This is a genomic window from Streptomyces dioscori, from assembly GCF_003024195.1.
Lineage (GTDB): Bacteria > Actinomycetota > Actinomycetes > Streptomycetales > Streptomycetaceae > Streptomyces > Streptomyces dioscori.
Genome location: NZ_KZ679052.1, coordinates 108,764 through 131,636 on the forward strand (window position 1 = coordinate 108,764; position 22,873 = coordinate 131,636).

At 71.4% G+C, this 22,873-nt stretch carries 16 protein-coding genes, 3 tRNA genes and 1 pseudogene; 14 read left to right on the forward strand and 6 right to left on the reverse strand.

Annotated features, from left to right (window positions below):
• Positions 1–58 precede the first annotated feature (58 nt).
• The 3 genes from C6Y14_RS32590 to C6Y14_RS32605 form a co-directional block, all read right to left on the reverse strand.
• Positions 59–1,048 carry a DUF5926 family protein gene (locus C6Y14_RS32590; RefSeq protein WP_107020486.1) on the reverse strand — a complete coding sequence of 330 codons (990 nt, stop codon included), beginning with the start codon at positions 1,046–1,048 and terminating at the stop codon, positions 59–61.
• Between the two features lie 253 nt (positions 1,049–1,301).
• Entirely contained in the window at positions 1,302–1,985 is a 684-nt protein-coding gene (locus C6Y14_RS32595; protein WP_199854945.1) for an ATP-binding protein, read from the reverse strand.
• Positions 1,986–2,122: 137 nt separating this feature from the next.
• The gene (locus C6Y14_RS32605; RefSeq protein ID WP_107020488.1) at positions 2,123–2,935 is read right to left on the reverse strand and encodes a glycerophosphodiester phosphodiesterase; all 813 of its coding nucleotides are present in this window, start codon (positions 2,933–2,935) and stop codon (positions 2,123–2,125) included.
• A 361-nt stretch (positions 2,936–3,296) separates the two neighbouring features.
• Between C6Y14_RS32605 and C6Y14_RS32615 the strand changes: the two genes are divergently transcribed.
• The 3 genes and pseudogenes from C6Y14_RS32615 to C6Y14_RS32625 form a co-directional block, all read left to right on the forward strand.
• Positions 3,297–4,895 carry a S1C family serine protease gene (locus C6Y14_RS32615; RefSeq protein ID WP_107020489.1) on the forward strand — a complete coding sequence of 533 codons (1,599 nt, stop codon included), beginning with the start codon at positions 3,297–3,299 and terminating at the stop codon, positions 4,893–4,895.
• 41 nt (positions 4,896–4,936) lie between these two features.
• Positions 4,937–5,023 (forward strand) — tRNA-Ser (locus C6Y14_RS32620).
• A 212-nt stretch (positions 5,024–5,235) separates the two neighbouring features.
• A pseudogene (locus C6Y14_RS32625) lies at positions 5,236–5,604 on the forward strand (hypothetical protein); the annotation flags it as partial.
• A gap of 192 nt (positions 5,605–5,796) precedes the next feature.
• Here the strand turns inward: C6Y14_RS32625 and C6Y14_RS32630 are convergent.
• Entirely contained in the window at positions 5,797–6,666 is an 870-nt protein-coding gene (locus C6Y14_RS32630) for a bifunctional DNA primase/polymerase (RefSeq protein ID WP_107020490.1), read from the reverse strand.
• A gap of 390 nt (positions 6,667–7,056) precedes the next feature.
• On the opposite strand from C6Y14_RS32630, the gene C6Y14_RS32635 reads away from it, so the two are divergent.
• The 9 genes from C6Y14_RS32635 to C6Y14_RS32680 all read left to right on the forward strand — a co-directional run bounded on the left by C6Y14_RS32635 (position 7,057) and on the right by C6Y14_RS32680 (position 16,619).
• Positions 7,057–7,368: a hypothetical protein gene (locus C6Y14_RS32635; protein WP_107020491.1), complete on the forward strand. Its 312-nt coding sequence runs from the start codon at positions 7,057–7,059 to the stop codon at positions 7,366–7,368.
• A gap of 365 nt (positions 7,369–7,733) precedes the next feature.
• The gene (locus C6Y14_RS32640) at positions 7,734–9,011 is read left to right on the forward strand and encodes an acyl-CoA dehydrogenase family protein (protein WP_107020602.1); all 1,278 of its coding nucleotides are present in this window, start codon (positions 7,734–7,736) and stop codon (positions 9,009–9,011) included.
• Positions 9,012–9,040: 29 nt separating this feature from the next.
• Positions 9,041–10,135: a bifunctional MaoC family dehydratase N-terminal/OB-fold nucleic acid binding domain-containing protein gene (locus tag C6Y14_RS32645; RefSeq protein ID WP_225891388.1), complete on the forward strand. Its 1,095-nt coding sequence runs from the start codon at positions 9,041–9,043 to the stop codon at positions 10,133–10,135.
• The gene (locus tag C6Y14_RS32650; protein WP_107020492.1) at positions 10,135–11,175 is read left to right on the forward strand and encodes an acyl-CoA dehydrogenase family protein; all 1,041 of its coding nucleotides are present in this window, start codon (positions 10,135–10,137) and stop codon (positions 11,173–11,175) included. Before C6Y14_RS32645 ends, C6Y14_RS32650 begins: the two co-directional genes overlap by 1 nt.
• 122 nt (positions 11,176–11,297) lie before the next feature.
• The gene (locus C6Y14_RS32655) at positions 11,298–11,720 is read left to right on the forward strand and encodes a MaoC/PaaZ C-terminal domain-containing protein (RefSeq protein ID WP_199854952.1); all 423 of its coding nucleotides are present in this window, start codon (positions 11,298–11,300) and stop codon (positions 11,718–11,720) included.
• The gene (locus tag C6Y14_RS32660) at positions 11,717–12,889 is read left to right on the forward strand and encodes a lipid-transfer protein (protein ID WP_107020493.1); all 1,173 of its coding nucleotides are present in this window, start codon (positions 11,717–11,719) and stop codon (positions 12,887–12,889) included. Before C6Y14_RS32655 ends, C6Y14_RS32660 begins: the two co-directional genes overlap by 4 nt.
• 114 nt (positions 12,890–13,003) lie before the next feature.
• Positions 13,004–13,984, forward strand: a complete 981-nt coding sequence (locus C6Y14_RS32670; protein WP_225891389.1) for a DUF1906 domain-containing protein — start codon at positions 13,004–13,006, stop codon at positions 13,982–13,984.
• A gap of 275 nt (positions 13,985–14,259) precedes the next feature.
• Entirely contained in the window at positions 14,260–14,805 is a 546-nt protein-coding gene (locus C6Y14_RS32675; RefSeq protein ID WP_107020495.1) for a SigE family RNA polymerase sigma factor, read from the forward strand.
• Between the two features lie 167 nt (positions 14,806–14,972).
• Positions 14,973–16,619, forward strand: a complete 1,647-nt coding sequence (locus C6Y14_RS32680; RefSeq protein ID WP_107020604.1) for a long-chain fatty acid--CoA ligase — start codon at positions 14,973–14,975, stop codon at positions 16,617–16,619.
• Positions 16,620–16,738: 119 nt separating this feature from the next.
• On the opposite strand, the gene C6Y14_RS32685 is transcribed toward C6Y14_RS32680, so the two are convergent.
• Positions 16,739–21,316 (reverse strand): PAS domain-containing protein, encoded by a 4,578-nt coding sequence (locus tag C6Y14_RS32685; protein WP_107020496.1) that lies wholly within the window; start codon positions 21,314–21,316, stop codon positions 16,739–16,741.
• 338 nt (positions 21,317–21,654) lie between these two features.
• Positions 21,655–22,116 carry an SSI family serine proteinase inhibitor gene (locus C6Y14_RS32690; RefSeq protein WP_107020497.1) on the reverse strand — a complete coding sequence of 154 codons (462 nt, stop codon included), beginning with the start codon at positions 22,114–22,116 and terminating at the stop codon, positions 21,655–21,657.
• A 222-nt stretch (positions 22,117–22,338) separates the two neighbouring features.
• On the opposite strand from C6Y14_RS32690, the gene C6Y14_RS32695 reads away from it, so the two are divergent.
• Positions 22,339–22,429: transfer RNA gene (locus tag C6Y14_RS32695), tRNA-Ser, on the forward strand.
• 240 nt (positions 22,430–22,669) lie between these two features.
• Positions 22,670–22,742: transfer RNA gene (locus C6Y14_RS32700), tRNA-Arg, on the forward strand.
• The last annotated feature ends 131 nt before the right edge of the window (positions 22,743–22,873 follow it).

The window sequence follows — 22,873 nt, forward strand, 5'->3', positions numbered from 1 at the left end:
TGCGCACCTGTCGCCCGGCTGACCGGTCGGTCAGCCGGAGGTGGGTGTACGCCGTGCGTCAGCTGAGGGTGACCTGGCGGTTGGTGAGACCGCCACGCGCCCGGCGCTCGTCCGCGGTGAGCGGCGCGTCCGTGGCCAGCGCGGCGGCGAGCCGCTCGGCGAACTCGGACGCGGGCTTCTCGATGTCCTCCGCCGAGACGCCCGTCGGCAGGTCCCAGACCGGGACGGTGAGCCCGTGGGCACGGAAGGAACCGACCAGCCGGGTGCCTTCGCCGAGGCTCGACCGGCCCTCGGCGTGCAGCCGCGCGAGCGCGTCCAGAAGCTGCTCCTCGGGGTGCGGCATGACCCAGCGCAGGTGGTTCTTGTCGGGGGTCTCGCACCAGTACGCGGCGTCGACACCGGCGAGCTTCACCGTCGGGATGGCGGCGGCGTTGGCCCGCTCCAGGGAGGCGGTGACCTCCGTGGCGGCGTTCTGTGCGTCCGGAACCCAGAATTCGAAGCCCGCGTGCACAACTGGCTCGAACGCGCCTTCGGGGTCGAGGAGATCCTGCAGGCGCACTCCGTCGCCCGGGGCGCGCCGGCCCTGCACCGGAGTGCCCGGCTCCGCGGTGAGCGCGCGCTGGAGCGTGTCGGCCAGGTCGCGGCTGATGTCGCCGGACGCCGTGTCGTTCTGCAGACCGATGAGGACCGAGCCGTCCTCGCGGCGCAGCGCCGGCCAGGCCATCGGCAGCACCGTCGCGAGGGTGACCGACGGCACGCCCTCAGGGAGGGCCTCCTTCAGGTGCAGCTCGACGGTCGCCGCGGGCACCAGCTCGCGCAGCGCGATCCAGTCGCCCTCGCTCGGCAGGCCCTCGAACGGCCGGTGGATCAGCTCGGTCACCGCGTGTGAGGCGGCGCGTCCGTGACACGCCTTGTAGCGGCGGCCGCTGCCGCAGGGGCAGGGCTCGCGTGCTCCGACAACCGGGACGTGTCCGTCTGCTCCGGCGGCGCGGGCCCCATCCTGCCGCTGCGGCTGCTTGGCCTTCGTCTGGGGTCGCTTCTTGGCCATCGTGGATGTCTCCCGGTTACGGCTCGACTCGTACGGGCGCGAGCCTAGCCGTTCGTACGAGGACCGACGGGACCCTGTGGACAACGTGCCGGGTCGTAGCCGGAGCGGCGCTTCGGTTCGTCCCGGAACCGGCACTTCCGTCTGCTTGGGCGCTGTCAACCCGGCCGGCCCCGCCGGCCCTGCCAGCCCTTCGCTCCACTCGGCCCGGCCTGCCCGGCCTGCCCGACCTGCCTGGCTGGTCCGGTGGGCGCGGTCAGTCCAGACCGTCGAAGGCGTCCCTGAAGTCCAGGTCGGACATCGCGGACACCGTGGACGCCGCGGAGATCGTGGGTGACGCTGCCACCGTGGTCGTCGCGGACACCGCCGGGCCCGTGACCCGCGTGGCGAAGTCGCTGCGGCGGCGTACCGCACAGGCGTCTTTGTGTACGACCACCCACACCGTGACCTCGCCGCGGGCGTCGTCCCGGACACCCCAGTCGTCGGCCAGCGCCGTGATGATGTTCAGCCCGCGGCCGCCGTGCGCGGTGACCGAGGGTGTGGCCGGAACCGGACGGGTCGGACCACCGCCGTCCGTCACCTCGACGGTGAGTCTGCCGGTCGGTTCGACACGCCACGCGGCCCGGACGTCGCCGTCCCCGGCGAAGGCTTCACCCAGTGGCCTGCCATGACGGCAGGCGTTGCTCAGTAGTTCGGAAAGGATCAGTACGGCGTCGTCGATGACCGTTTCCGCTACACCGCCGGTGCGCAACTGATCGCGCATCCGGTGTCTTGCTTCTCCCACGCCCGCAGGGCCATGGGGTACGGCCATGCTCGACGACGTGGGCACCTCTTGTGCCACCATCAACGCCACCCCCGAGACCTCCTTTGCCCCACGCCACGGTGTGGATGCCCTTCTGGGATGGACCGGAAACCGGCCAATGCACGTGCAGTGACGCACTCGTAACGATCGAACACGGAACGAGTGCGCCGGAGCACTCCCTGTGATCGGGCGGCCTGAAATCGACTATTTGGCCGAGAATCGGCGCCACGTGGACGGAACGTGTGGGGCCTGTGGGGACCGGGAGGGGAGTGGTTTCAGCGGCCCAGCTGGCGCAGCACCGCTCGCGGGCGATTGGTGATGATGGCGTCGACACCGAGTCCGAGGCACAGGTCGACGTCCTCGGAGTCGTTCACCGTCCACACATGCACCTGGTGACCTGCGCGCTTCAGACGCTCGATGTACGCCGGATGGCTGCGCACGATCCGCATCGAGGGACCGGCGATGCGGACTCCCGGAGGCAGCCGCCCGTCGCGCAGCCGGGGTGAGACGAACTGCAGCAGATAGACCGTCGGCATCGTCGGGGACGCGGCGCGGACGCGCTGCAGGGAGCGCGCCGAGAAGCTCATGACGCGTACCGGCGACTCGGCGGCTGAGGGCGGCGCGTCCAGACCGAAGCGCTTCAGGAGGACCAGCAGACGCTCCTCGACCTGGCCGGCCCAGCGGGTGGGGTGCTTCGTCTCGATCGCGAGCCGTACGGGACGGCCGGCGTCCGCCACGAGTTCGAGTAGGCGCTCCAGCGTCAGGACGGACTGCTGTTCCCAGGAGGGGGGCCGCTGCTGTTCCCAGTCGGGCGCCTCGTCGCGGTTCTTCCAGGAGCCGAAGTCCAGGGCGGCGAGATCCGCGAGTTCCAGTGCGGAGACCGCGCCACGGCCGTTGGAGGTGCGGTTGACGCGACGGTCGTGGACGCAGACGAGATGCCCGTCCGCGGTCAGCCGTACATCGCATTCAAGGGCGTCGGCCCCGTCCTCGATGGCTTTCTCGTACGCGGCCAGGGTGTGCTCGGGGGCCTCTTCGGAGGCGCCGCGGTGAGCGACGACCTGCGTCGGGTGCTGTCGTGCGTGGGTCACCGCGTCATGGTGCCACCGCGAGTGGGTACGCGTGGGACCAGCGGGGGATCCGTGGCGGGATCGGTAGTGGGATCGGCGGTGGGGCCGATGGCGGGACCGGTGGCGGGACCGGTGGTGGGACAGGCGCCGCGGTCCGTGCAGTGGTTTTGTCAGACCTGTCCTATATAAATGAAGATCTCGGAGTCACAGGTGCCGCTTATGGCGCCCTGACGTCCCGTGGGAAAAGCTGACGGCATACAAAAGCACATGCACAGCTGAATCGTGCCGGTTCCCGAACACGTGTGGCGGAGTCCTGAACACACGCGACCGAACATGACCGGATGCGAACTTACTGAACAGCCGTGGATCGAGAGGAAGAGCTGTGAGCACCGAGAACGAGGGCACTGCAGTACCCCCGGCCCCGTCTGCACCTCCCGTGCCGGTGGATACTCCCGCTGCTTCCGTGCCCCCGGAGCAGGCGGTATCGCCGGGAGCGGGTCCCGCGGGCCCCCACGACGGCACCCACCGGCCCCAGGCGCCGGGCTCCTTCCAGCAGGACGCGCCGACGGCCACGCTGCCCCCGACGCCTCCCGGGGCCCCTCAGGGCGCCGTTCCGGCTCCGGAGGGAGGCGCCTGGCCGCCCCCGCCGCCGGCCACGCCCGCGTACGCGAACGAGGCAGGCTCCGGCCCGTACGCCGGAGAGGGCGCGGGTGGCTCCGGCCCTTATGGAAGCGGCGGCGCGGGCGGCTCGGGTCCTTACGGAGGCGGCGGCGCGGGCGGTTCCGGTCCCTACGGAGGCGGCGGCGAAAGCAGCTCCGGAGACGTCTGGGGTGCCTCGTACCAGCAGCCCGCCCCCAAGCCGAAGTCCGGCGGGCGCGGCGGCCTGGTCGCCGCGGTCCTGGTGGCCGCGCTCATCGCGGGTGGCGTGGGCGGCGGCATCGGCTACTGGGCGGCAGACCGCAACGACGACTCCTCGGGCTCGACGACGGTCTCCTCCTCCGAGAGCGGCGGCGACCTCAAGCGCGACGCGGGCACGGTCGCGAACGTGGCCGCCACCGCGCTGCCGAGCACGGTCACCATCGAGGCCGAGGGCAGCAACGGCGAGGGCGGCACGGGCACCGGCTTCGTCTTCGACAAGCAGGGCCACATCCTCACCAACAACCATGTGGTCGCCGAGGCGGTCGAGAGCGGCAAGCTGTCGGCCACCTTCTCGAACGGCAAGAAGTACGACGCCGAGGTGGTCGGCCACGCCCAGGGTTACGACGTCGCGGTGATCAAACTCAAGAGCGCGCCGGACAACCTCCAGCCGCTGCCGCTCGGCAACTCGGACAAGATCGCGGTCGGCGACTCGACCATCGCGATCGGCGCTCCGTTCGGACTGTCGAACACGGTGACCACGGGCATCATCAGCGCGAAGAACCGCCCGGTCGCCTCCAGCGACGGCAGCTCCAGCAGCAAGGCCTCGTACATGAGCGCCCTGCAGACCGACGCCTCGATCAACCCGGGCAACTCCGGCGGCCCGCTCCTGGACGCCAAGGGCGCGGTGATCGGCATCAACTCCGCGATCCAGTCCACGAGCGGCGGGGGCGGCACGAGCCAGTCGGGCTCGATCGGTCTGGGCTTCGCGATCCCGATCAACCAGGCGAAGAACGTCGCCCAGCAGCTCATCAAGACCGGCAAGCCCGTCTACCCGGTCATCGGCGCCTCGGTCGCCCTGGACGAGAGCACGGGCGCGAAGATCACCGAAGAGGGCGCGAACAACTCGGCCGCGGTCACGCCGAACGGGCCCGCCGACAAGGCCGGCCTCAAGCCCGGTGACGTCATCACCAAGCTCGACGACCGGGTGATCGACAGCGGCCCCACCCTCATCGGCGAGATCTGGACCCACCAGCCCGGCGACACCGTCAAGCTCACCTACACGCGCGACGGCAAGCAGCGGACGGCGGAAGTGACCCTGGGCCAGCGCGAGGGCGACAGCTGACCGGTTAGTCTTGTCCCCGCGCCGATCTCTCAGCGGCGCGGGGTGGGTTGCCCGAGCGGCCTAAGGGAACGGTCTTGAAAACCGTCGTCGCAGCGATGTGACCGTGGGTTCAAATCCCACACCCACCGCGCAGGTCATAAGCGTTGCAGGTCAGAAGGGGTGCCACTTTCCGGAGTGGCACCCCTTCTGCGTCCGGCCTGTCTCACCCTGACCCGCTCCTGTCCCGCTTCTGACCAGCGCGTATGGGCCATCCGTGGGCCGGAACGGGCCCACTGCCGGCCCCAGCGGCAGACTCCACAGCCAGTCTCGGTCCACAGCGCGCAAGACCAGGGGGGAAACCGTGAGCCGACCACTGCTGTTTCTCGACGTGGACGGGCCGCTCAACCCTTACGCGGCCAAGCCGGAACGGCGCCCCGCCGGTTACACCACACTCAGAGTCCCCCGGAAAGAAACCCATCAGGACGACACAGGCTTCTCGCCTCGCCGCCCGCTGCGGGTCTGGCTCAACGCAGAACACGGGCGCATCCTGCTCCAGCTCGGCTTCGAGCTGTGTTGGGCCACCACGTGGATGGACGACGCCAACCGGTGGATCGCACCGGTCCTCGGCCTTCCAGAACTTCCCTTCGTGGACTTCGGCGAGGTCCTGCTGCGAGAACGCCCCGATGGAGTCCACTGGAAGACCAGGCCGTTGCTTCGCCCGGTCCCTGGACACCTCACGAACCACCGGGTGAGCAGGTGGAACGACTTCGGAAGATCGCGTACGTGGACCGAGCCTCAGTCGGCAAGCAGCTGACGCGCTAGTTCTTGCGCTCGTCCTCCCGGGGCGCCCCACACTCACCGCAGGAGAGCGGCCCCTGACCGGGTAGATCGGTCGGGGGCCGTTCCTTTGTGTGTGGGCACGCTACGGGCGGTGGCTCGTCATGCGGGATGCCGATGTGATGGTCGAGCGGGCCTCGCGTTCGGTCAGGCCCGTGCGGACGGCGGCGTGGACCAGGGCCTCGGTCAGTTGTGGGCCGAAGCCGTTCTCGTAGGCGCGGCAGGCCGCCCAGAACAGGCGGGTGTTGCGCTGGCCCTCGTGCGCGGCGAGGACGAACTGGACGAGGCCCTGGCCCTGCTGGCTCGGCGTGGCCGCCGTCGGGGTGTTGTGAGGGCGGGGCGGTGGCGCCAGGAGGCGCAGCAGCGACGCCGGGCAGGGGGCGGGGGGCAGCTGGGCGGTGCCCGGAGCCGTGCTGTAGACGCCGTGTTCGGTACGGGAGCCGGGGCCGACGAGGTAGCCGCCGGCACCGCGGACGTCGATGCCCGGGGCCAGCCGGCTCGCGGAGTTGGGTACGACGACGTCGGGCGGTCCGCTCAGCCAGAGGTGGCGGCCGCCGCTGGGCGTCAGCACGACGACCGTCTCGGGGATCGTGAACAGATGCCGCAGCGCCAGTTCGCGAAGGGCCGCGGACGAGTCCGTACCCGACTTGGTGTCCAGGTCGATGCCGATCAGGTGGTGGGGGTCCAGGCCGCAGGCGATGCCGTAGCCGGTGGCCCAGGGCGCGGCGGCGAAGAGCGCGCGTATGCGGCGGGGGTCGGTCGAGGCGTCGTACACACCGTGTCCGAAGCGGTTGCACTCGCCGTGGCAGGGCGGTGCCGCCGGGTCGTCGCGGTGGGGTGAGCGCAGCGCGGGGAGCTTGGTCCGGGACAGCGGGATGACGGCCAGTCCGCGTTCGGCGGCTGACAGGGCGTGTGCGAGGGCCAGCGTCGTGGCCTGCCGGTCGATGGTGGCCATACATCTATGTTCGTACGAGTGTTCGAAAAAGGGAAGGGGTGGAGGCGGAGGGCGCCCCGGAGAGGGTGGATAAACCCGCCCGGCGGGATTGACTGAAAAGGTGACGAAACGCTTCATCCCTTGCGGTGTATGGGATTGAGCTGCCCACACCATCCTGAACTGCGGTTTTGGGGGCGCGAAGGGGGTTTATCGACATGTACTCACGCTTGCGAGCGAATAGCGGCTTCCGGGGTGGTTCGCCGGGGATTCGGTGGGCAATTCTGATCTCGCGACGTCGTGAACGAACACCGGGGCGGTCGGCCAACTGCCCCGGATCCAGCCGTACTCAGCCGGTCCTGACCGGTAACAGGTCCCGACCGGTACGTACTTCTCGCTTCTGGAGGAACACACATGGCAAGCATCCGTACCGCCCGCGTTCTCGCCGCCGCGGCAGCCCTGCCGCTCGCCGCCGCCCTCTTCTCGGGAGTGGCAGTGGCCGACAACGGCTCTTTCGCGGACAACGGATCGAACGCCGCGGTGGCGACTGTCGGTGGCAGCGGAGTCGGGGGTGACAACTACGGCACCTCGTCCACGACGCAGCAGCAGGCCGTCGGTTCCGGCGCCTCGAACCAGAGCAATACGGCGCAGGTGAACGGGTCCGCGTTCACGGCCATCGACCAGTCGAACGACAACGTCGCCGTCAACTTCACCCACCTCTGGTGAGCCGGCGGCCGCCGGGGGCTGGAGACCCCCGACGGCCGTATGCCTCCTTGGTGGGGTGCTTTGTGGGGTGGTAACACGTCTGCGCGGCGGTGCTTCGGCATCGCCGCGCAGACGTTTGTGTGCATTTGTGCGTGTGTGCGTGCGTGCGTGTGCGTGTGTGCTCGTGCGCGCCCTGCGCGTCCCGGCCATCCGCGTGCCTGCGTGTGCGTGCCTGCATGCCTGCGTGTCTGCGTGTCTGAGCGCCCGCGCCGCTGCGCCCGGTGCGTCGAGCGACCTCGGACCTTGGGAACCTTGACAGCGGGGTGTATCTGACGGACAGTCAGAAACCCTTGCTCGTACGTACGAGGTCCGGGAGGGACGTCGTCGTGCATCTCGCCCCCACCGAACGCCAGCGACGCCTACGCGCCGAACTCCGCGCGTATTTCCGGGAACTTCTGCCGGAGAGGCCTGCTCCTGCCGACTCCGGCACCCGGACCGGGTCCGCGGGGCGGCGGGCGCTGCTGCGGCGGATCGGCGCCGACGGATGGCTCGGTATCGGCTGGCCCGAGGCCTATGGGGGCCAAGGGCGCGGCGCCGACGAGCAGTTCGTCTTCTTCGACGAGGCCTGCCGGGCGGGCGCCCCGATCTCCATGGTCACGCTGAACACGGTCGGGCCGACGCTCATGAAGTACGGGACCGAGGAGCAGAAGGACTACTTCCTGCCGCGGATCCTGCGTGGAGAACTCGTGTTCGCGATCGGGTACAGCGAGCCGTCGGCGGGTACGGACCTGGCCTCGCTGCGGACGCGTGCCGTGCGGGTCGGCGACCCTGAAGGGCAAGAGGGGCAAGAGGGGCAAGAGGGGCAAGAGGCGTGCGAGGAGTTCGGCGAAAGGGCTGGCGAAGGGTCCGGCGTAGGGCCCGGTGGCGGGTGGATCGTCGACGGGCAGAAGGTGTTCACCTCCAACGCCCAGCGCGCCGACTGGATCTGGCTCGCCTGCCGTACGGACCCCGACGCGCCGAAACACAGGGGCATCTCGATCCTGCTGGTCCCCACGGACGCGCCGGGATTCTCGTGGACCCCGATCGAAACGGTGGGCGGGCTGACCACGACGGCCACGTACTACGACGGGATCCGGGTCCCGGCCTCCCGCCTGGTCGGTGAGGAGAACGGCGGCTGGGGGCTCATCACCGACCAGCTGAACCATGAACGGGTCGCGCTCGCCGCCCTAGGTATGCAGGCCGAGGACTTCTACCTGGCCGCGCTGGCCGCCGCTCGCGTCCCCGATCGGGTGACCGGGCGGCGCCGGGTTGACGAGCCGTGGGTGCGTTCGAGACTGGCCGAGGTACATGCGCGGCTGGCGGCGACGCGCCTCCTCAACTGGCGTCTGGTGGGTGATGTGGGGGCCGGCCGGCTGGCACCCGGCGATGCGAGCGGCGTGAAAGTCGTGGGAACCGAATCGGCCGTCGCGGTGTATCGCATGTGCCAGGAGATCGTCGGACCGGACGCGCTGATCCGGTCCGGTTCGCCGGGGGTGTTCGGGGACGGCGAGCTGGAGCGGATGAACAGGGCGGCGCAGATCAACACGTTCGGGGGCGGGGTGAGCGAGGTGCAGCGGGAGATCGTGGCGACGATGCGGCTCGGGATGACGAGGGGGCGGCGGTGAGCGGGAGGAGCGTGTCGGGAGAGGGGCCGGTGTCCGTCGACGTGACCGTGGACGTGACCGGGGCCGGATACGAGGACATCCACGCCCGGCTGAAGACGTACGAGGGGCTGACGGCCGTCGGAGGCGTGGGCAAGGACCTGGTCAACGAACCGATGATCCGGCACTGGTGCGAGGCGATGGGAGACACGAATCCGGCGTATGCGGGAGCGGACGCCGTCGCGCCGGCCACCATGCTCCAGGCCTGGACGATGGGGGGACTCTCCGGCCATGGGGGCCGCTCGGAGGCGTACGTCGAGATGCTCGGGCTGCTCGACACCGCCGGGTACACCTCGGTGGTCGCCACCGACTGCGAGCAGGAGTATCTGCGGCCGCTCAGGCCGGGGGACCGGATCACCTTCGACTCGGTGATCGAGTCGGTCTCCGAGCGCAAGACGACCAAGCTGGGGACGGGGTACTTCGTCACGACGCGGACGGACGTACGGGCAGGGGGCGAACCGGCGGGTACGCACCGGTTCCGGATCCTCAAGTACGCACCTGCGGGGCGGCGCAGGAGAGACGGTGCGACGGGCGGCGTGACAGGCGGCGTCACGGGCGGCGTCACGGGCGGGGCGACGGGCGGGGCGAGAACGGCGGCCGAGGAGGCCGTGGCGGATGCCGGGAAGGCCCTCGCGTCCTCCGGAGAAGCCGCGTCGGCCTCCCGCCCCGAGCGGCCCCGGCCCGTCGTCAATCGCGACAACGCCGGCTTCTGGGAGGGCGTGTCCCGGCACCGGCTGCTCATCCAGCGCTGCGAGAAGTGCGCGACCCTGCGCTTCCCCTGGCTGCCGGGGTGCAACTCCTGCGGCTGCCTGGAGTGGGACACGGTCGAGGCGGCCGGCGACGGAACCGTCTACTCGTACGTGGTGATGCATCACCCGCCCTTCCCTGCCTTCGATCCTCCGTACGCGGTGGCACTGGTCGAACTCGTCGAGGGCGTGCGGATGATCAGCAATGTGGTGGGAGTGCCGCACGACCGCGTACGGATCGGGATGCCGGTGCGGCTGGAGTTCGAGCGGGTGGACGAGGAGCTGGAGCTGCCGGTCTTCCGGACCGTCGTCCACTCCTCCGCCGAAGGGAGCGGGGGCTGATGGACTTCACGCCGACGGAGGAGCAGACGGCGGCCCGCGATCTGGCCGCGCGGATCTTCGGCGACCTGTCCACGCACGAGCGGCTGACGGCCGTCGGGACGGGCAGCGACGAGGAGTTGTGGAAGGCGCTGTGCGCGGCGGGGCTGCCGGCCGCCGTCGAGGACATCGGGCTCCTCGGGCTGGTGCTCCTCCTGGAGGAGCAGGGGCGGACGACGGCCCAGGTGCCGTTCGCCGCGAGCTGTGTCCACGGGCTGCTGGCGGTGTCGGCGCACGGCTCGGCGGAACAGCGGGAGCGACTGCTGCCGGGGATCGCGGACGGGTCGGTCGTGATGACCGGCGCCCTGCACGACACCGCGCTACGGGCCGCGGTAAGGGCAGGCGTGCCGGGCGGGTTGAGCGGGGTGGTCCCGGTGGTGCCGTGGCTCCGCGACGCCACGCATGTGCTGGTCGCCGACGAGGAACAGCGGCTGTGGCTCGTCCGGACCGCCGACGCGTGCTGCGAGCCCGTCGAGTCGACGGCTCCGTGGTCGGCCGGACGCCTGACCCTGGACGCCGCACCGGCCGAACAGCTCGGTGGCGCCGACGCGTACGACGACGTGCTGGCCACCGCGCGTACGGCCTTCGCGGGGCTGCAGGCGGGAGTGTGCGCGGGCTCGGTCGCCCGGGCCGTCGCGTACACCAACACCCGTGAGCAGTTCGGACAGCCGCTCGCGGCCAAGCAGGGGGTTCAACTCCGGGCGGCGGACGCCCACATGGACACCGAGGCGATACGGGTCACGGCGTACGAGGCGGCCTGGCGGAGGGACGAGGGGCTGGACCACGCCGCGCATGCGCTGACCACCGCCTGGTGGGCCTCGGAGGCGGGGCACCGCGTCGTCCACGCCGGGCAGCACCTGCACGGCGGTATGGGAGCCGACCTGGAGCATCCCGTGCACCGGCATTTCCTGTGGGGGCGGCAGCTGGAGGCGTATCTGGGGTGCGGGAGCGAACTGCTCCAGGAACTGGGGGAGTCGATCGTGCGCGGCGAGGGGGACGCATGACCAGCGAGGTCGGACGCATGACCGACGAGGCCGGACGTATGACGCCCGAGGTCGGACGTATGACGCCCGAGGTCGGACGTATGACGACCGAGGCCGGACCCATGACGACCGACGTCGGGCCGGTGCGGGCCGGCGACGTGCTGGCACCGCTGGAGATCGAGATCACCCGCACGCTCGTCGTCGCCGGGGCGATCGCGTCGCGCGACTACCAGGACGTTCACCACGACGCCGAGTCGGCGCGGCAGAAGGGTTCGCCGGACATCTTCATGAACATCCTGACGACCAACGGGCTGGTCGGGCGCTACATCACCGACCACTTCGGCCCCCGGGCCGTGCTGCGCAAAGTGGCGATCAGACTGGGCGCCCCCAACCATCCGGGCGACACCATGGTGCTGACCGGGGTGGTGGAGGACGTCCGGGGCGACACGGCGACGGTGCGGGTCGTCGGCGCCAACAGTCTCGGAAAACACGTCACGGGGACGGTCACCGTCACGGTCGGGGGCCCGGTCGGGGCCACGGCGCGGAACGCGGAGGGCCGGTCATGAGCGTGCGGACGAGGGACAGCCTCGGCGGACGGGCGGCCGTCGTCGGGATAGGGGCCACCGAGTTCTCCAAGGACTCGGGGCGCAGCGAGCTGCGGCTCGCCGTGGAGGCGGTGCGGGCCGCGCTGGACGACGCGGGGCTCACACCGGGGGATGTGGACGGCCTGGTGACGTTCACGATGGACACGAGCCCCGAGATCACCGTCGCCCAGGCGGCCGGCATGGGCGAGCTGTCGTTCTTCTCCCGGATCCACTACGGCGGCGGGGCGGCCTGCGCGACCGTCCAGCAGGCGGCGCTGGCGGTGGCCTCGGGCGTGGCCGAGGTGGTGGTCTGCTACCGGGCGTTCAACGAGCGGTCAGGGCGGAGATTCGGCTCCGGGGTGCAGCGCCGGACGCCGTCCGCCGAGGGCGCGGCGCTCGGCTGGGCGCTGCCGTTCGGACTGCTCACGCCCGCGTCGTGGGTGGCGATGGCGGCCCAGCGCTATCTGCACACGTACGGGCTGACCTCGGAGGCGTTCGGGCAGGTCGCGGTCGTCGACCGGAAGTACGCGGCGACCAACCCGGCGGCGTACTTCCACGGCAGACCGATCTCGCTCGCGGACCATGCGGCGTCCCGCTGGATCGTCGAGCCGCTGCGGCTGCTCGACTGCTGCCAGGAGACGGACGGCGGACAGGCGTTGGTCGTCACCTCGGTGGAGCGGGCGCGCGACCTCCCGCGTCCGCCGGCCGTGATCGTCGCGGCCGCCCAGGGCGCGGGGCGGGCCCAGGAGCAGATGACGAGTTTCTACCGGGACGATCTGACGGGGCTGGCGGAGATGGGTGTGGTGGCGCGGCAGCTGTGGCGTACGTCGGGGCTGACGCCGGCCGGGATCGACGTCGGGATCCTGTACGACCACTTCACGCCGTTCGTGCTGACGCAACTGGAGGAGTTCGGGTTCTGCAAGCCGGGTGAGGCCGCGGACTTCGTGGCGGAGGAGCGGCTGCCGTTGAACACCCACGGAGGGCAGCTCGGGGAGGCGTATCTGCACGGGATGAACGGAGTGGCGGAAGGGGTCAGGCAACTGCGCGGTTCGGCCGTGAACCAGATACCCGGGGCTCGGCGGGTGCTGGTGACGGCGGGGACGGGTGTGCCGACCTCGGGGCTGATCCTGGGGTCGGACGACCGGGCCTGATCCAGGGGTCCGCCCGATCCCCGGTTCGGACGATCGGGGCTGATTGCGGGGCGGACGGATGAACGTGGCGCGTGTCCGGGCCCTACAGCGAGGGCGGGGCCGTTGACTCGGCCTATGCGTTGGCTGCGATGTCACAAGATGATCGTCGGATTCGGGTTCGTGCTGCTCCTGCTGGGGCTCACGGCGGCACCACCGGCACAGGCGGGGCCCTGGTCACCGGGTACTGCCGCTCCGGTGGTCTCCCCCGGCCGGGAGCCCGGCGTCCCCGAATCCGGTGTCCGGGAGTCCGGTGTCCGCGAATCCGGCGTCCGGGAGCCCGGTGTCCGGGAATCCGGTGTCCGGGAATCCGGTGTCCGGGAGTCCGGCGCGAGACCCAAGGCGGTCACGTTCAAGGGCCGGGCGTTCGACACCTGCCGGGCGCCGTCCGCGGACACCATGCGCCGGTGGCGGGCGTCCCCGTACCGGGCGGTGGGTGTCTACTTCGGCGGGCGCGGGCGGGCCTGCCGGTCACAGCCCCATCTGAGTCACCGCTGGATGCGGACGGTGCGGGACCAGGGCTGGCGGGTCCTGCCGCTGTACGTGGGCTCGCAGTCGACCTGTGTGTTCGCGCGGCACAAGAAGAACGTACGGATCGGCCGGCATCCCTGGAAGCAGGGGACGGCGGAGGCCCGCGACGCGGTGAAGAGGGCGGCGGCGCTCGGGATGAGGCCCGGCAGCCCGCTCTTCCTGGACATGGAGGCCTATGCCTACCGGAACAAGAAGTGTGCCCGCACCACGCTCCTGTTCGTGCGGGGGTGGAACCGCGAGGTGTCGCGCCGGGGGTATCTGCCGGGGTTCTACAGCAGCGCCGCGTCGGGCGTCGCCCACATGGAGCGCTCGCGGCGGGCCGGGGTACGGGATCTGCCGTCGGTGGTGTGGTTCGCGCGCTGGGGCGTGAAGAACGGGCTGCACCGTGAGCCCGTACTGCGGAAGACCGCGTGGGCGCCCGCGCGGCGCATCCACCAGTACGCGGGGAACGTACGGGAACGGCACGGCGGCCGGACGCTGCTGATCGACCGCAATCTGATGCACGCGCCGGTCGCACGAGTCGACTGAGCTGTCGCGGGCGCTGTGCGGAGCGGCCCTCGTACGCGGACCGTGCGGAGCGGCCCTCGTACGCGGTCGTACTACTCCGGCACCATGCCGGGGGCCGGACTACTGCGGTGGGAGTGTGCGGGGGCCCGTCTCTCAGGGGTGAACCCTCAGGGGTCCTGAGCCTCGTGTCCACCTTCAGGAGGTGGGGCCTGCCCCCCTCCTACAACCTGAGGCGGACAAGGCTTCGGGACCTGCGGCCGATCCGCTGGAGTAGGGGGCGATCCTAGCGTGGAGCCATGACCACACCCGTCTGCACCAGCGCTTCGAACGTGGCGACGCGGACCCATGCGTACCCGTCGTTCTCCTCGTACGTGAGGGCTCGCCAACCCGTGTTGCTGCGTACCGCGCGCTCGCTGACCGCGAACCCGTGCGACGCCGAGGATCTGCTGCAGACCGCCCTCACCAAGACGTATGTCGCCTGGGAGCGGATCGAGGACCACCGGGCGCTCGACGGATATGTGCGGCGGGCGCTGCTGAACACGCGGACGTCGCAGTGGCGCAAGCGGAAGGTCGACGAGTTCGCGTGCGACGAGATGCCGGAGCCGCAGGTTCCGCCGGCCGGGGACCCGGCGGAGCAGCAGGCGCTGCACGATGCGATGTGGCGCGCGATCATGAAGCTGCCCGCCCGGCAGCGGGCGATGGTCGTCCTGCGGTACTACGAGGACCTGAGCGAGGCGCAGACGGCGGAGGTGCTGGGTGTGTCGATCGGTACGGTCAAGTCGGCCGTGTCGCGCGCGCTGGGCAAGCTCCGTGAGGACCCTGAGCTGGGCCCCGTGCGCTGACCGGCGTCTTGGAGGCACAGAGCGCGGAAGCGGGCAAGCAATCCTCGCCGTGACGTGATCGATCACCCCGGAGTAGTGACATACCGCGCGGTATGTGAGCAGAATCAGCCCAACCCTTACTACCGCGTAGGCAATGTCGCCCCCGGGAGGACGCCGTGCTGAGCACGATGCAGGACGTACCGCTGCTGATCTCTAGGATCCTGACCCACGGGTCGACGATCCACGGGGCATCTCAGGTGATCACCTGGACCGGTGAAGCCGAGCCGCACCGGCGTTCGTTCGCCGAGATCGGGGCACGGACGGCACGGCTGGCACACGCCCTGCGCGACGACCTCGGAGTCCGGGACGACGACCGGGTCGCGACGCTGATGTGGAACAACGCCGAGCACGTCGAGGCGTACTACGCGATCCCGGCCATGGGCGCGATCCTCCACACGCTGAACCTCCGGCTGCCCCCCGAGCAACTCGTCTGGATCGTCAACCACGCCGCCGACCGGGTCATCGTGGCCAACGGTTCGCTGCTCCCGCTGCTCGCCCCGCTGCTCCCGCACTTCAAGTCGGTCGAGCACGTGGTCGTCTCCGGCCCCGGTGACCGCTCGCTGCTCGACGGGGCGAGTGTCCAGGTGCACGAGTACGAGGAACTGATCGCCGACAAGCCGGACAGCTACGACTGGCCCGCGCTGGACGAACTCCAGGCCGCGGCCATGTGCTACACCTCCGGCACGACCGGCGACCCCAAGGGCGTCATTTACTCGCACCGCTCCATCTACCTGCACTCGATGCAGGTCAACATGACGCAGTCCATGGGGCTCACCGACGGGGACACCTCCCTCGTCGTGGTCCCGCAGTTCCATGTGAACGCCTGGGGCCTGCCGCACGCGATGTTCATGACCGGCGTGAACGTGCTGATGCCGGACCGCTTCCTGCAGCCCGCACCGCTCGCCGAGATGATCGAGAAGGAGCGTCCCACGCACGCCGCCGCCGTCCCCACCATCTGGCAGGGGCTGCTCGCGGAGCTCAAGGGCAAGCCGCGTGACGTGAGTTCGCTGACCCAGGTCACCATCGGCGGCTCCGCGTGTCCGCCCGCCCTCATGAAGGCGTTCGACGAGTTGGGCATGCGCGTCTGCCACGCCTGGGGCATGACGGAGACCTCACCGCTCGGCACGATCGCCCGGCCGCCGGCCCATGTGGAGGCGGGCTCGGACGAGGAGTTCGCGTACCGGCTCACCCAGGGCCGTTTCCCCGCCGGTGTCGAGCCACGGCTGACGGGACCGGGCGGCGAGCGGCTGCCCTGGGACGGCGAGTCCGCGGGCGAGCTGGAAGTGCGGGGCCCCTGGATCGCGGGCGCGTACTACGGCGGTCAGGGCGCCGAGGCCCTGCGTCCCGACGACAAGTTCAGCGAGGACGGCTGGCTCAAGACCGGTGACGTCGGCACGATCAGCCCCGACGGCTTCCTGACCCTCACCGACCGCGCCAAGGACGTCATCAAGTCCGGCGGCGAGTGGATCTCCTCGGTCGACCTGGAGAACGCCCTCATGGCCCACCCCGATGTCGCCGAGGCCGCGGTCGTCGCCGTCCCGGACGACAAGTGGGGCGAACGCCCGCTCGCCACCGTCGTGCTGAAGGAAGGCGCGGGCGCCGACTTCGACACCCTGCGGTCCTTCCTCGCCGACGAGGGCAAGATCGCCAAGTGGCAGCTCCCCGAGCGCTGGACGATCATCGAGTCGGTGCCGAAGACGAGCGTCGGCAAGTTCGACAAGAAGGTGCTGCGCAGGCAGTACGCGGCGGGCGAGCTGGACGTCACCCAGCTCTGACGGACACAGCGGGCGATAAGTGCGGGTTGGGGCGTTGTTTCACGTGAAACAACGCCCCAACCCGTATGTGTGCACGCGTGGTTGAGGCGGCCGGGTGCACGCGTGGGCTGGGGCGACGCTCAGTTCGTGCCGATGCGGGCCAGCAGATCCACGATCCGGTCCTGGACCTCGGCGCTCGTCGATCGCTCGGCCAGGAACAGCACCGTCTCCCCCGCGGCCAGCCGCGGCAGCTCGGTCTGATCGACGGCCGCGGTGTAGACGACCAGCGGGGTGCGGTTGAGCTGGCCGTTCGCGCGCAGCCAGTCGACGATCCCGGCGCGTCGGCGGCGTACCTGCATCAGGTCCATCACCACCAGGTTCGGCCGCATCTGCCCGGCCAGCGTGACGGCGTCCTCGTCGGACGAGGCCCGCGCGACCTGCATTCCGCGCCGCTCCAGCGTCGAGGTCAGCGCGAGCGCGATCTCCGCGTGCTCCTCGATGAGGAGAACCCGCGGCGGATGCTGCTCGCTGTCGCGCGGAGACAACGCCTTGAGGAGTACGGCGGGGTCGGCGCCGTACGCCGCCTCGCGTGTCGCCTGACCGAGACCGGCGGTCACCAGGACCGGCACCTCGGCGGCGACGGCGGCCTGACGCAGCGACTGGAGTGCCGTACGCGTGATCGGGCCGGTGAGCGGGTCGACGAACAGAGCGGCCGGGAAGGCGGCGATCTGCGCGTCGACCTCTTCGCGTGAGTGCACGATGACGGGCCGGTAGCCGCGGTCGCTCAGCGCCTGCTGCGTGGTGATGTCCGGCGCGGGCCACACCAGCAGCCGACGCGGGTTGTCCAGCGGCTCCGGGGGCAGCTCGTCGTCCATCGGCTGGGGGTGGGGCTGGTTCGCGACCTCCACCGCGCCGCCCGGGCCGTCGAGCGGCTCGGGGCCTTCGTCGGCGTTCTGGTCCGGTGCTCCTATGGCGTACGAACGGCCGGTGCCCTCGGTGGTGTGGGCGAGCCGGGACTGCTGCCCGCCGGCACCCGGGTGCGAGCGCGCCGCCGTGTCCGTCTGCTCGGCCGCGGGGTCGGGCCGCGTGCCGAGCTTGCGGCGCCGCCCGGAGCCGTTGGTCGCGTGCGGGGGAGGCGTAGGCGCCTGGGGCTGTGCCGCGGTGCCCCCCTGCGCCACGGGTTGCGCCGGCGTCTGCGCGTGGGCCTGGGGGGAGGGAGACGCCGTCCGGCCGGGCTTGGGCTGCTGGGCGTCGATCATCCGGCGGCCGAAGGGGACACCCTGCCCGAGCGTACGGACGCTGATCGCCCGGCCCTGAGTCGAGTTGGGGTCGACGGGAGGCGCCGCCTCCTCCGCGGGGAGGGGCTGTGCGACGCGCGGCTGTTCCTGGGCCGCCGCGGGCTCAGGAGCGGCCGACGTATCGGCCGTGCCCGGCCACGGCTGCGGCGCGGCGGCGCCCTCCGGCGGTACGGGTACTCCGGCGCCGGAGGTGTCGGCCGCGCCGGGCCACGGCTGAGCGGGCGCGGTCGGGTCCGCGTTCGGAGTCCCGGCAGCGGGCGTCCGGGGCTGCTGCTGCGGTTGCGGCTGGGCGGGACCCGCCGCGGGGGTTCCTTGGGCAGGCGTGCCGGGTGCCGGGACTCCGACGCGGCCCGGGGCGCCCTCGGCCGTCGCGGGTGCCGCGGGTCCGGCGAGACCGGCCGGGGCGACCTGGCCGGGAGCGGCCTGCGGCGGCAGGGCCTGACCGGGGAGGGGCCCTGCCTGCTGGGGAAGGGCCTGCTGCGGATGGGCCTGCCCGGGGGCGGGCGGCTGGGGGACACCCTGCGGGAGAACGGCCTGTCCCAGGGCGGGAACGGCCGAAGGGGCGCCGTGCCCAGGGATTCCCTGACCAGGTACGGATACGGGCGCGGGCGCGGGTGCGGGCTGGCCGGGAACGGCCTGCCCGGCAACGGGCTGAGCGGGCGCGCCCTCAGGGAGAACGGCTGGGGCGGGAACGGCTTGTACGGGAGGCAGATGGCCCGGCATCGGCTGCTGCCCGGGCCCCGCAGGCACCGCGGCCGAACCGTCCGACGTCACATCGCCCACACCTGCGCCTGCGCCGACGCCTGCGCCGACGCCTGCCGCCTCGCCTGCGGCCTGCCGGGCCCGTCGGCGTCCGCTGGGCGCCTGCACCGGATGCGGCTGGGGCGGCGTGTGATCGTCGGCAGGATCGCGCAGGGCGACATCATGGCGTCCGCCGGCCGCCGCTGCCTGACCGTGGCCATGGCCCTCGGCGGACTGCGTCGCGTACTCGGGAGAGCGGTCCGCCTCGGCGGGCGGCAGTGCGAACACCGCGCGAGGCCCCGCCTCCTGGGCCGCCGCACGCTCCGCCGCGGCGGCCAGCGCACGCCGCCGCCGTCCGGTCGGCTGAGCGCCGCCGCCCTCGGAGTTCTCACCCGCGTCCCCACCTGAACCCGTACCCGGCCCGGAGGGCACGGCCGCGGGCAGTGCGGCGGGCAGGGCCTGTCGGCCGCCGTCCTGCAGGGCCCGGCGTCCGTCGGCGGGCGCGGGTACGCCCTGCGGAGGCACGGTCGCACCCAGGCCGGTGGCGGCGGTACCGGCCGCATGCTCGGCGGCGGTGACCACCGCGCCCTCGGAGACGCCGCCCCCGGAGCCGCCGCCCTCGACGGGGCTCGGCCGCCCACGCCGCCGTCCGGTCGCACCCTTGCCCTCGGAAGCACTCTCGTCCTCGGCGGCCCGGGCCGGCAGCGCGGGCTGCCCCGCGGCCTCCGCGGCGCGCCTGCGTCGCCCGGTGGGTACGGCCGCCTCCGTCGGGGGCCCCACCTCGCTCTCCAGGAAGGCGTCGACGGACGCGCGCCGGGCCCGCCGCCGTCCGCCGCCCTGCGAGGAAGCCTGCTCGGGCAGCGCGAGGGCGGAGCCGACGGCACCGGAGCCCGCACCCGCTCCCAGTGCCGCTCCCGCACCCGCTTCTGCGGCCGGAGGGCCGTCCGGGGCCCCGCCCGGGCCCGGACCCGCGTCGGGAAGGCCGCCCGCACCCGGAACGGCGGCCGGAACCGACCCGGCCCCGCCGCCGATGGGTACTTCGAGAACGAACGCGCTGCCGCTCATCCCGGGGACCTCGTGCGTCTGCAGCACTCCCCCGTGGGCGCGCACGATGCCGCGCACGATGGGCTCGTGCACCGGGTCTCCCCCGGCGTACGGCCCGCGTACCTCGATCCGTACGCCCTCGCCGCGCTGCGCGGCCGCCACGACGACCGTGTTGTCCATGTAGCCGCCGGCCGAGGCCGGCGAGTTGCCCGTGGAGTCGACGCCCGCTACGTCCGCGATGAGGTGCGCGAGCGCGGTGGCGAGCCGCTGCGGATCGACCTCCGCCTCGATGGGCGGCGCGTGCACGGCGAACTGCACCCGCCCGGGACCGATCAGCTCGACGGCCCCGTCGACACCGGCGGCGACGACCGCGTCCAGCATCACTTTCGTACGGGTGACGCCCTCGGTCCCGGAGTCGAGGCGCTGGTAGGCGAGCACGTTGTCGACGAGTGTGGTGATGCGCGAGTAGCCCGCCGAGAGGTGGTGCAGCACCTGGTTGGCCTCGGGCCACAGCTGTCCGGCGTCGTCCGCGGCGAGGGTCGCGAGTTCGCCGCGCAACTGGTCCAGGGGCCCGCGCAGGGAGCGCCCCAGAACGGCCAGCAGCTGTTCGTGCCGCGCGGACAGTGCCTCGTAACGGTCCTTCTCGCGTTCGGCGAGGGCCGCGTACCGGTCGTCACCGGCGGCCAGTTCCTCGTCGTGCTCCTCGCGCAGTTCGGCGAGTGCCCTGGCGTGCTCCTCCCGGAGGGCGGCCAGCTCCTCGGCATGCGTCTCGGCGGCCTGCGCGAGCTCCTGCTGATGCCGCTCGGCCTCGGCGTCCTTCTCCTCGGCGAGCGCGTCGTACGGCCGCCGGTCCGTGAACGTCATCACGGCCCCGACGAGCTGGTCGCCGTCCCGTACCGGCGCGGTGGTCAGGTCGACCGGCACGCGGTCGCCGCTCTTGGACCACAGCACCTGCCCGCGCACCCGGTGCTTGCGCCCGGAGCGCAGGGTGTCGGCGAGCGGCGACTCCTCGTACGGGAAGGGCTCGCCGTCCGCGCGCGAGTGCAGCATCAGCGGGTGCAGTTCCTGCCCGCCGAGGTCGCTGGCCCGGAAGCCGAGTATCTGCGCCGCGGCCGGATTGACGAGGACGACCCGTCCCTCGGTGTCCGTGCCCACCACGCCCTCGGCGGCGGCCCGCAGGATCATCTCCGTCTGCCGCTGCGACCGCGCGAGTTCCGCCTCGGTGTCGACGGTGCCGGAGAGGTCCCGTACGACGATCATCAGCAGCTCGTCGCCGGTGTAGCCGTAACCGTCGTACGCCTGCTGCCCGTTCTCCAGGTTCGCGCTGGTGACCTCGACGGGGAACTCGCTGCCGTCGGTGCGGCGGGCGATCATCCGGGTGGGCCGGGTGCGCCCGTTCTCGTCGACGGTCTCGGCCCGCCGCATCGTGCCCGGGATGAGCCGGGAGTCGAACTGCGGCAGCAGATCGAGCAGTCCACGCCCCACGAGCGCGGTGCCCGGGGCCTCGAAGGCCTCCAGGGCGATGGTGTTGGCGTTGACGACCGTTCCATTGGCGTTGACCAGCACCAACGCGTCAGGAAGTGCGTCGAGTATGGCTGCGAGGCGAGCAGCGCCTCGGGATGGCCTGCTGCTCACGAGACGCTTCCTCCCTGTTACCGCTCCTTGCCGACCGCGGTAGCCATCTTGCCAACGGGTCCGCGACGTGTCACGCGAGGGAGTCTACGGGCAGTGGTTGCGCTCGCGACGCCGGATGAGAGGGAGGTCGCACGTAGAGGGGACGCAGAACGCACGCAGAAGGCCTGGAGAACCTGTGACCGTGCGATTCGCCGCCCCGACGCGACACCCGATCCCACAAATCAGCCGACGCCTGCCCACAGCCCCGGCCCTACGCGTCCACGAGTCGGCGGGTCGGCGGGTCGGCGGGTCCACGAGTCTGCGGGTCCGCACGACCACGGGTCTACGGGTCTACGCGCCTACGCGCTGAGATCCGGGAGGACGGGCACGAGGGCGTTCCAGCGTGCGATCTCGCACCCGTCACCGCGCTCGTACGTCGCGTCGACGGGCCGCCCGGCCCAGGTGCCCGTGACGTGGGCGGTGGCCGGACCGCCGTACTGCATCGTGCACATCCCGCGCTCCTGCGCGGGCGCGAACGGGCTCTTGCCCCACGAGATGTTCCGGTCCAGGTGGTCGCAGGCGGCCTGCGCCTGGGGATGGCTGCCGCCCATCGGATGGCAGTCGAGCTCGAACTTCCCGTCGCGCCCGTCACCCGCCCCGCTGACCGTCACCGTCAGATGGTCGGTCCTGTCCGCACCGCTCACCGGCGGCGGCACGAGAGGAAACGAATCGGCGTACGCGACCGTCGGCGCCCCGGACAGCGCGGCGAAGGAGGCGGCGGCGGCGGAGGTGGCGACGGTGAGGGCGATGCGGCGCAGCATGGTGGCTCCCCTGACGACGGTTCTGATCGACTGTCCCGGCGGCTGCCCTTGCGACAGTTCTGACGCCTGCTCTAACGCCGTCCGAGCCCTGACGTTGCGCCGCGAGAAGGGCTTTGCCCTCGGGGCTTTCCCCCTAGTACCGTGGGGGGCGATTGGTGACAGCCCGCTCGGCTGTGTCATCATCTGCAGGCACCATTTCGCGCAGGCGAGGATGGTTGTGCTGGAGGCGTCGCCTAGTCCGGTCTATGGCGCCGCACTGCTAATGCGGTTTGGGACTTCAATCCCATCGAGGGTTCAAATCCCTCCGCCTCCGCAGAAGATCACGAAGCCCCGGTCGTCCTCGACCGGGGCTTCGTCGTTCCTTGATCGTTCCCGACGCTCCACGGGACCGTGCCGCGGGCCGTCCGATGGGCTCCAGGGGGCCGTTTCCGCAGGTCAGGCAGGGTCTGGCAAACGGATTTCGCCTCACGCCGCCAGTCATGTAATGTTGTTCCCGCAACGCCAACCGGGCAGAAAAGTCCGGAAGGAAGAGCAAACACAACAGAACACACAAGCACTCGTAGCTTAACGGATAGAGCATCTGACTACGGATCAGAAGGTTGCAGGTTCGAATCCTGCCGAGTGCACACAGTTGAGAAGCCCCGGAGAGATCCGGGGCTTCTTGCGTTTCTGGGGCATACAGCGGCGAAGTGCAGCGGCCGTGGTCCAAGAGGGCTTGCCGAGCTCGCGGACGAGGTCTGTACACACTGTGTGGCGA